The 8,361-nt window shown below is 36.0% G+C and carries 10 protein-coding genes; all 10 read right to left on the bottom strand.

Annotated features, from left to right (window positions below; all coding sequences use genetic code 11):
- Window positions 1–256: hypothetical protein (locus CD126_RS10170; protein ID WP_142381368.1), on the bottom strand; the 256-nt coding region annotated here is incomplete at its 3' end.
- On the bottom strand, window positions 249–812 hold the full coding sequence (locus CD126_RS10165; RefSeq protein ID WP_103370444.1) for an ImmA/IrrE family metallo-endopeptidase: 564 nt from the start codon (window positions 810–812) through the stop codon (window positions 249–251). The genes CD126_RS10165 and CD126_RS10170, both read right to left, overlap by 8 nt.
- 117 nt (window positions 813–929) lie before the next feature.
- Window positions 930–2,294, bottom strand: a complete 1,365-nt coding sequence (locus tag CD126_RS10160; protein WP_103370443.1) for an SH3 domain-containing protein — start codon at window positions 2,292–2,294, stop codon at window positions 930–932.
- Between the two features lie 516 nt (window positions 2,295–2,810).
- Window positions 2,811–3,293, bottom strand: coding sequence for a phage holin (locus CD126_RS10155; RefSeq protein ID WP_198465103.1), 483 nt, complete (start codon window positions 3,291–3,293; stop codon window positions 2,811–2,813).
- 46 nt (window positions 3,294–3,339) lie between these two features.
- Window positions 3,340–3,738, bottom strand: a complete 399-nt coding sequence (locus CD126_RS10150; RefSeq protein WP_103370442.1) for a hypothetical protein — start codon at window positions 3,736–3,738, stop codon at window positions 3,340–3,342.
- Window positions 3,725–4,147, bottom strand: coding sequence for a hypothetical protein (locus CD126_RS10145; protein WP_103370441.1), 423 nt, complete (start codon window positions 4,145–4,147; stop codon window positions 3,725–3,727). Before CD126_RS10145 ends, CD126_RS10150 begins: the two co-directional genes overlap by 14 nt.
- A gap of 38 nt (window positions 4,148–4,185) precedes the next feature.
- Window positions 4,186–4,338 carry an XkdX family protein gene (locus CD126_RS10140; protein WP_103370440.1) on the bottom strand — a complete coding sequence of 51 codons (153 nt, stop codon included), beginning with the start codon at window positions 4,336–4,338 and terminating at the stop codon, window positions 4,186–4,188.
- Between the two features lies 1 nt (window position 4,339).
- Window positions 4,340–4,843, bottom strand: coding sequence for a hypothetical protein (locus tag CD126_RS10135; protein WP_103370439.1), 504 nt, complete (start codon window positions 4,841–4,843; stop codon window positions 4,340–4,342).
- Between the two features lie 12 nt (window positions 4,844–4,855).
- The gene (locus CD126_RS10130) at window positions 4,856–6,292 is read right to left on the bottom strand and encodes a BppU family phage baseplate upper protein (RefSeq protein WP_103370438.1); all 1,437 of its coding nucleotides are present in this window, start codon (window positions 6,290–6,292) and stop codon (window positions 4,856–4,858) included.
- Window positions 6,292–8,355, bottom strand: a complete 2,064-nt coding sequence (locus tag CD126_RS10125) for a tail fiber domain-containing protein (RefSeq protein ID WP_103370437.1) — start codon at window positions 8,353–8,355, stop codon at window positions 6,292–6,294. Before CD126_RS10125 ends, CD126_RS10130 begins: the two co-directional genes overlap by 1 nt.
- Window positions 8,356–8,361: the final 6 nt, after the last annotated feature.

The raw sequence follows: 8,361 nt of genomic DNA, 5'->3' as shown, positions 1-8,361 counted from the left end.
TTATAATATATAATAAAGTTAATACTATAAGAACAAATATAAAGGTAATTATAACTGCCCAGCCTCTCCACTTATTTTTGAAATCTAAATGTTCTTGTAAAGATTTATTTAAGACTTTAGCTTCACTATACTCGTCTTGAGCAGTTGCGCGATCCTCAAACGCATTGTCTCTATTTTCTTCTTCTTCGGGATTCAATGCTTCTTCGCTAGATACATCGTTTAATTTTTTACTTATATCTTCAGACGTATTATCCATTAGAATCAACTCTCAATTTATTCAATTGTCTTCTAGCAAATGGTCTAGTTACATTAAAAACTTTGGAAACTCTTGAAACTAACTTGCCAAATTCTTCATCATCATATTCATTAATAGATTTAGGTAAAGAATTACTAATAAATTCTAATGGTAATAAAAGTTGAGCGGCAAATTCATTTGCTTCTGTTTCTCTCTCATTTGTTGTGTCTTCACTAGAATTATCACGATACAATATATTCACGTCTTCTTTATTTAATTTTTTATTAGGATAATTCCAATGCAAAATAATATGACCAAGTTCATGGGCCATAGTAAATCTTCTACGACCTTCTACATGATTAACATTTACTACAATTTCTGGTTTACCATCATCGTTAACTAGACTATATCCGCTGATACTACTCGGTTCATCAAAAAGACTCATATTACTATATAAAACTTTAATACCGTAATTTTCGATTACTTTTTCTAGATCATTAATTATATCAACAATATTAAATTCTTTATTACTTTCACAAAAATCATTCGTGCGTTTTCTTATTTTTTGAGGAATCATCATAAACACCTCTCTAGAATTATACAAATATAGTTTATCATAAAATAAGAAAAGAGACAGATACCGAAGTACCTGCCTTGTGTAGCATAATGTAGTACGTAACTACATTATAACATATTATTTTATTGAACCCCACAATGTGCCTACACCGTGATGTGGTGGTGCTACACCATTCCACGTTCTAATAGGCAAGTAATAGCGCTTACTCTTCCATGTATATCCTATCCACACATGACCATCTTGCAGCATCACTTCATCGTAATCGCAATAGCCACCTGGTTGGAAGTTATAAGCTACTGGACAACTTCTGAATGGTCCAGTTGTACGTGCGATGATTGGTTGATTACCATTCACAAATCTCGCTTTTTCCTTCATATAATAAGTACCATAGTTATTCTTTTTCCATGCGCCTGCAACAGTCGATTTAGTATTACTAGCCGAGCTAGTAGATTTTTTAACTGTAGCAACTGGCACTTTACCGTCCATGTATGATCTAATCTGCTTGATAAAGTAATCTTTAAGTTGTAGTTGTTTAGCTTTAGGTAATAGACCTTGCGTTACTGGGTCATGACCTGTGTGTAACTTAGCTGAACGGTGTGGACAACTTGTGGATGAAAATTCAACATGTAATCTAACCGTATTACGATTAGCAGGTAATCCCCATTTTTTGAGCATTCTCGCAGATTCTTGGAAAGCAGTTTGTTCGTTAGCTAAAAATACCTTATCGCTAGCGCCAATAGATTGACATATCTCAATGCCATATCCATTTTTATTACCTATCGCATTAGCCGTATGCCAACCAATACGTGATTCTGGTAGCGCTTGCCATACCGTATTGCCACTAATATAACTGTGCGCTATACCCGCCTCCAAACGTGATTCTGGTGCGTTTACTAGTCCGTTATGATAATTTTCAGCAGTTGCATTCATGCTACCAGCATCATTGTGCAACACAATAAATTTAGGCTTATAACCACGATTAGGTAAGCGATACCCTTTCACTTCATCTCTGATGTATTTCAAAGATTTCATCTTACGTTTCTTAGGTGTTGTCTTTTTCTTCGTAACTGTCGGTGATTGAACACTTTTTGTAATATTAGCTTTCTTATAGAATGGGCGAATGAACCACATTGGAAATTCATATCCATGTGTACGGCGTGTAGCAACTTCAGTCTTACTAAGGCCACCACCAACCCAATTCTGTTCGATGACAGTTATTGCGTTTAAAGTTGCAGATATAACAATAGCGACATGACCGTATCCCCCGCCAAATGTTCTAGGGAATACAACCACGTCGCCAGGTTTTGCTAAAAAGCTTTGCGTATTATTGTAAACATGCGCTTCATTTGTAAAGTCGTTTTGGAAAGGAATATCAGCCGCTCCTGTGCCTCTTAATCCATGTCCAAACAGTTTAGCCCAATAGACATTGGCTAAATCAAAACACTGCCCGTAATATATTTTATTTAATGCCTTTCCATGCACTCATTTCTTAATGCACTTGTATAACATTAAATAGTTTCTATAAAAAGAAACCTCATGCTTTCACATGAGACTAGACTATATCATCATTTTCAAAGCATAATAAATAGACGTATGGGCATTCGATTTATAAACCAAACACGCCATACGTCTCAAATGGTAAGGGCTAAGATACCAATCTAAAAACTCAACAAACTATATATATCAGGGGTGGGGAGTTATATATGTTTCAATATACTAACTATCCGCATTTAATATATCATATTCTATCCTTAAACATCAATACCTTAAAAATGTCTTGCGCTGTCCGTCAATTGACGATACTTAGTCGTTGAACGTTCCTACACTGTTACCATGTAGGCTTCGCTGCTGATTGCCATATGCGATAGCACTTAGGTTTCCCAGCAATTCACAAGATTTTATATGGGCTATGCAGTTGTTAACCCATAAGCACCGTCGAAGTCCCAACCCTTACCTTCTAATGATTTAATATATGCGACTGCTTCTTTTTGTGTTAATTTAGCGACCATCTTCTTCACTCTCCTTTAATACTTCATCATCGTGGTAACGACTAGCACCACGTGGTAATTCTTCATCATATTCATATTCTGCAACATCGAAAGCAACTTCGTCACTATCATCAGTAAATGGCTGTGATGTGTCGAATTCTTGAGGAGTCAATTCTTTCCGTTCTGGTGTAATAGCATCATCACTAACCACTTTCTGATATTCAACTGGATCAATATTTTCATCACGTGGCTTTGTGTAAGTCTGTGCAATACCACTATCTTTTAACCTTTTCGTAGTAGGATCTTGTATCACTCCAAATGTGACTAATACAGCTAATAACCCATTGACACCATCGCTAATTTGTTCCAGTTGTTCTGTATAGTTTAACCCTAATGCTTGCGTTATATTGTTAACAAAAAGGAGTATCGCCGAAACGATAGCTACCCAAAATGATTTCTTCTTAAAACGTACTTTCCAATTTATACCTTTCATTTAAGAACCTCCAAATAAAATAAAAAGCCGACACATATGTGCCGACTTATTTAAAGAAGATGTTTCCTACTAAAGAGATAAGTGGGACTAATACAACCCCTGCAAATCCCAACCAGTAACCGATAACTTCTCTATTTCCTTTTGCTTCTGCTTCTACAGTTCCTCGTAGATCTTTAATTTCTTTTTCATGATCTTTTGTTGCGTATTCTAAATCAGTAACTCTAGTGCCTACCGTTGCTAATGATTCACTCATTTTTTCTAAGTGTTTTTCTGACCTAGCTTGTGACTCGAACGATTTTTCTTGTAGCAATGTCTGTCTATCTATTTTATTCAACAAACCATTAAAGTTGTCTGTGTGTTTCTTATCCACTTCGTTTATGCGTTCGTTTATCTTGCCTCTTGATCTTTCCCACTCGTGTCTTAATACGTATTTATTTTCGTCCATAAATACCTAAACCACCTAAAAAGCCGACAAAGCCAAGCCATGCTGTGATAGCGATCAATTGTGCTGGAGTTATCCAATTAAGTGCATTATATACAGCTGCCGACGACATTAAGAAGTGTATGATAGAGCTCCCTAGGCCACCTATTAACATAAAATAATTCGAAACATTATTCACAGATCGTTTGCCGAAAAATAAACTTGAGAGAATTAGACAAGTACCGAAAATAAGCAGTAACAAACCCCATATCCAAATAGACATAACGTCATTTAACGCTTGGTAAAAAGCACTTTCTTCGATTACTCTTTCGGGGCTTATGAACCAGTAGAAGCCTCGTATATCTACAAAAACGCCTAACCCAATTAAAGATAATGTGGCTAGTTTATCGCGTATTGTAAACTGTTCATTCATGTGTTCACCTACTTCCATCTAGATAAAAAACCACAAGCCTAAGCCTGTGGTTCTTCTGGATATTCTTCACCAGTAATTTTTTTGTATTCTTCTTTTGTCAATGCGTCTAACTCCACATAAGTTTTAATATCCTCGTTTGTGTAGCAGTTAATGTCGTAAAAATATTTGATTGAATCGAAACCTGGATACATATTAATTACTTCCTTTCATTTTTGTGATTTCAAGCATCGCTTTAGCTTGTTTCATTTCCATATCTTTTAAACGCTGTTCTTTTGTTGTTAATTCTTTCATTGTTTGCGCTTGGATAATCTCGTTCTGTTTCAAACGCTCTTCTTTTTTTACAAGTTCCAATGATAAAGCAGCTTGTTCTTTTTGAGATTTCATTAGCTGATTAGCTGTTTTAGTCACTTGCATTTGTGCTTTCGCCAACGTTTTTTCACTAGCGTTAGGTTCATACGACGCTTTTTCTTCTTCTTCATCTTTTTCAACAGAACGGTTATATTTCCACTCATCATAACTGATACCTTGCCATTTTCCGTTTTTATAAGAAATTGGCTCGTACAGTTCACTTGGTGGCATTTCTTCGGTATATTTATCTTCATCATAAACAAAACGCTCGATACCTGATTCTTCATCTATTATTGACTGAATAAGTTTAGGTGCGCCGTTTGCTTTGTCAAAAATCTGTTTAAACATTTACTCCCCTCCTTATATAATCCAATTGTCTTGGTAGATAATGTAATCTGTACTATTATAACTATCGCCATTATAAAGATGAAATTCTATATCCCCGCCAGAAATAATAACCTTAGGTGGTGTCTTATATGTGGTTGATACGCCTAATGAATATATCTTATTAGGTACAAATTCAGACGGGATTGTAGCTACTACATTTTTTTCGTTTGCAAGATTTTCGACGCCTAAACGGATATATACTTGTTTAAAATTACCATTATCAATAACTCGATAAGACGGTTCGAAGTCTGGGATTGATGATTTTTTATAGCCATTTTTGATTCTAAGAGGTAGCCAACCAGTGTCGGTTTGGTCGTTACCTACTTTCTTCCACCCAGAGTCTCTATCGCCGTCTGTGTGAATCAATCTGAAATATTTTTCAGAGTTGAAAGTAGAAGTAAGTTCTATTTCTTTGCGTCCTCTTCCTGCCTCCCATACTTTAATTTGTACATAACTGTTATCTAATGGAATTCCTTGTCCTGTTGCATCATCATCTGAAACCGTTTCATATAACCCTGAAGGGAGTTGTGTTACATCTTCTATAGTACCTTTTGAATAATATTTTATAGTCCCGTCATCTTCGGTGAGTTTATATTTCTGCCAATCATCCGTTTCTTCCGTCGTAACCACGTTGTTTTGCTTAATGCTTTCTAAAACTTTATCACTTGCTTCATTAACTTCGTTTATCTTCTCTTGTGTTTCATCATTTAATTTAGTTGAATACTCGTCAACGATTGACTGTATGTCCAATATGGCTTGGTTTGCTTGTTGTTGGACAGATGCATTTGTTGTATTTGCAATGTCTTCTAACTCACTGATTGAGTCGTTCTTAATCTTAGTTATATCTGCTTTACCATCAGCCACCGCGTTTTCCACTTCATCGACAAGTGTTTTGATGTCTCCTATATCGTCTTCCATTTCTTTTGTACGTTGCTTAATTTCCTCGCGTAGTTGGTCAAACATTCTGATGTATTCTACTTTAGTGAATGATGAAACTTTATTAATCAAAGCATCTGCAACTTGGAAAGTAAACTCACCTAACACTGCAGTTTGATTGTTATTTGGATTATCTGTGACGTTATTGGCTGCTACGTAAATTTGACCAGTGACTTGTGTTGATGTACTTGCTTGCAGGAAATCTTTATCTAAGGTGATTTGCGCAATGCCATTCATACCGTCGACCACATTCAATTTATCCACTGTTGATACACTGCCATTGCTGGATTCAAAATAACCATGCACTTCAACATTTTCATTACTGATAAGCAAAGGCCCGTTATCATTATAAATTTGAAATTGCAATGTAGCTGTGTTCTCGTCTAAATTATAAAAGCCAATTCCTAAGTCAGAAATCGGCTTTAAATAAGGTTCATTTTTAGCTTGATACTTTGCTATTTTATTCAATTCCATTAATTAGCACCTTCTAACTTCTCAATTCTGTTTCTTAGCGCTTCGTTTTCCTGTGACAACTGTTGTACCGATTTAACAAGCGGTGCGATAATTTCTGAATATCCTACACTGTAAACATCTTCTCCACCTGTATATTTAGGATTGTCGATGCCTCCAAAATCATAACCTTTATCAGTTAATGCTTCTAAATCTTGAGCGATAAATCCATGATGGTAGCGATTTGAATTGCTGTTGTTATATTTATAATCGACTGGTTTTAATTTATTGATGAAATCTAACCCAAGACGTGTTTCTCTAATGCTGTTTTTATCGCGTCTGTCAGAACGTTGTTGTATTTCTTTGTGTGCGTAAACAGTAGAATCTGATGAACCTAATTGCACTTGGTTATTGCCAAGCGCGTGAGCGTTAGAACCAATACTCGTTGTATTTTTGTAATCCCCAACTGGCCCGGAAGTATATCCTATTGCGGTGTTGTTTTTACCTTTAACAACTTCTCGCAAAGCGTTTGAACCTACACCGACATTTTCTTGACCTTTTGTTAATCCCGGTAAAGATGACGCACCAATACCGATGTTATGATTACCTTCAACAAAACGACCAGCATATGAACCTACCATTACAGAATAACTGGAATTTTTACCATCTTGCATAGCTTGTGTGCCGACTGCTGTATTACGATAACCGTAAGTGTAGGTACTATCTGTATTTTTGTTCTTATCGTCTTTGAAGAAATGCATAGCACCGTATCCGACAGCTGTATTATTGCTGGCGTGTAATGTTTGTTGTAAGTTATTGGCACCAACAGCCACATTATCTTGACCTGTTAAATTGTTAACTGATGCGTATGAACCAAAGGCGGTATTTCTATAACCTAATAAGTTATCACGTAACGAACGGTTACCAACAGAAGTATTCTCATTACCTTTAACTGTATGAGCTTGTGAGTTATAACCAACAGCTACGTTACCAACGCCTTTCATCATATGAACTAAAGCATTACGTCCTACACCTACGTTATTAATGTAGTCGCTATCACTATAACTGTATAAATCAGTGTTAGGGTGGTATTCAGTTCCTAAATATTGCCAAACATCCGACCATCTAGGTAAGAAATAGCTATTTACAAAGTTTTTGTTCCCTTTGTCTTTCCAGAAATCGTGCAATGTTTCAATCGCGTTATTTACTCCGCCCCACTTCAAAGCATTAGCACCGACGGCCGTATTACGTTGCCCGAATTTACCTTGACCTAATGCGTCTGAACCGAAAGCGTCATTAGAATAGCTTTCTACCATGTTAGACATTGCACCTTTACCGAATGCGGTTAATCTTCGACCTTTGGTATTGTCTCTAAACACCGCATATCCGACACCAGTATTAGAATAACTTTCTTTAGTCTGATTACGACCGGCTTGTTGACCGGCTACCCAACTGTAATAACGTTCTTTATTGTTGGTGTTATAATCAACATTAACAGGTTGAGCGGTTTTGTTATCTAACGGGACGATTTCATTTTTAACCTTTAAATCTCCGTAACCGAAGAATAAACCTTCTGGAAACTCACGTGTTAAATAAGTACCCTCAGGTACAAAATAAACTTGCTTAGCTTTGAATTTGCTAAACAAGTCTGTGTTATCTGTCTTGCCATCGCCAATAGCACCAACAGATTTGATATTAATATAATAACTAAATGTCTCCATGATTTTGTCTACTTCTTCATCAATACGTTGATCTAATACCTGTAGATCATATTTGATTCTGTCTGACAATAAAGAGAAGTTTGTTCCGTCAATTGCCGTTCTGGAATCACGCAATTCTTGTATGCCGTCTCCATTATGCCCCAGAACCAAGTTAATAATTAACTTGCGTAAGTAATGTAATTCAACATCTACATTACCTTTTCTGTATTGGATGTTTTTAGCGTTATGGGCATATCTGGCATTATGTTTATGTTTATCAATAACTTCGTCAATATCATGTACTTTTTCAAGCAACCATTTAAAATTGTGAATTGACTTTTCTCTATACTCCTGCCCTAACTCAATAGGTAGGTTAGTGTAATACATTTAATC

The sequence above is a fragment of the Staphylococcus pettenkoferi genome, from assembly GCF_002902685.1.
Classification (GTDB): Bacteria; Bacillota; Bacilli; order Staphylococcales; family Staphylococcaceae; genus Staphylococcus; species Staphylococcus pettenkoferi.
Note: the sequence above shows the minus strand (reverse complement) of the source record. Positions and strands in the feature narration are given on the sequence as shown.